Source organism: Coprococcus sp. AF99-45 (assembly GCF_027663865.1).
Lineage (GTDB): Bacteria > Bacillota > Clostridia > Lachnospirales > Lachnospiraceae > Allocoprococcus > Allocoprococcus comes.
Genome location: NZ_JAQDGZ010000063.1, coordinates 1 through 1222, shown reverse-complemented (window position 1 = coordinate 1222; position 1222 = coordinate 1). Strand labels below are relative to the sequence as shown.

Here is a 1222-nt window from a genome sequence, read left to right as displayed (position 1 = left end):
TAAACGTTAACTAAATGACATTGGTTCAGTACCCTCACAATTACGCGCAAAAATCCATTCCAAATCAGCTGCTCCGATAGGATTTTTGCCTTCCAGCCTAATTTTTCTTACGGTCAGCGCAGTAAATGCGCAGACCTACTGAACAGTTATAATTATTCTATATTATACAGAAAATTTTTACATATGACAATGGGAAAATATAGGACCTTTTATACAATATGTCCAAAAACATTAGCTAAAATCCTTCCTATTTCCTTTACTTTCCTCCTGTTCCATGCTATGATAGCGATAGAATATTTCAGTTATATCCGAAAAAATTTTTTCGTAAATTCAGGAGGAAATGTAAATGAAAACACTTGGCTACTACAACGGTAAATTCGGACCTCTGGAAGAGATGACCGTTCCGATGAACGACCGCGCATGTTATTTCGGTGATGGTGTGTACGAGGCGACACTGGCGAGAAACGGAAAGATCTTCGCTTTAAAAGAGCACCTGGACCGTTTCTTCAACAGCGCCGGACTCATTAAGATCGATATCCCTTACACAAAGGACGAGCTTGCGGCGATCCTCTACGATATGCTGGCAAAAATGGACGATAAGGATATCTTCATCTACTGGCAGATGACCCGGGGAACCGGCATCCGTCAGCACCAGTTCCCAGCTGCAGGCACAAAGCCGAATCTCTGGATTTTCATGAAGCCTGGGAAATCGGCTGACTCCAGCAAACGTCTGAAACTTACAGACATGGAAGACACCCGTTTCCTCCACTGCAATATCAAGACATTAAACCTTCTCGTCAACGTCATGGCGGCAGAGAAAGCGGAGTCTCTCGGATGCGGCGAGTGCGTCTTCCACCGCGGTGATATCGTCACCGAGTGTGCCCACAGCAACGTTTCCATCATCAAGGACGGCGTATTTAAGACCCACCCGACAGACCACTATATTTTACCGGGAATCACAAGAATGCACATCATCCAGATCTGCAAGGATAACGGGATCATCGTCGACGAGACACCTTTTACCATGGCAGAGCTGATGGATGCCGACGAGATCATCGTCTCCAGCTCCACAAAATTCTGCTCCCCGGTCTGCGAGATGAACGGTACCCCGATCGGAGGAAAGGCACCGGAGTTAGTGGATTTGATCCAGAAAAAGTATACAGAAAAATTTGAAAATGAGACCATGTAAATGATCAGAAGGGCTGTCGCATTAGCTAATGCG

1 protein-coding gene is annotated in these 1222 nt (G+C 45.3%); it reads left to right on the top strand.

Annotated elements, in window-relative coordinates:
- The first annotated feature begins 346 nt into the window (after positions 1–346).
- Positions 347–1189 (top strand): D-amino acid aminotransferase, encoded by an 843-nt coding sequence (locus PGR14_RS16040; RefSeq protein WP_055249501.1) that lies wholly within the window; start codon positions 347–349, stop codon positions 1187–1189.
- Positions 1190–1222 lie beyond the last annotated feature (33 nt).

Bases quoted from the DNA above. Each gene is read 5' to 3' on its own strand.
- PGR14_RS16040 (WP_055249501.1), top strand. From the start codon at position 347: ATGAAAACACTTGGCTACTACAACGGTAAATTCGGACCTCTGGAAGAG.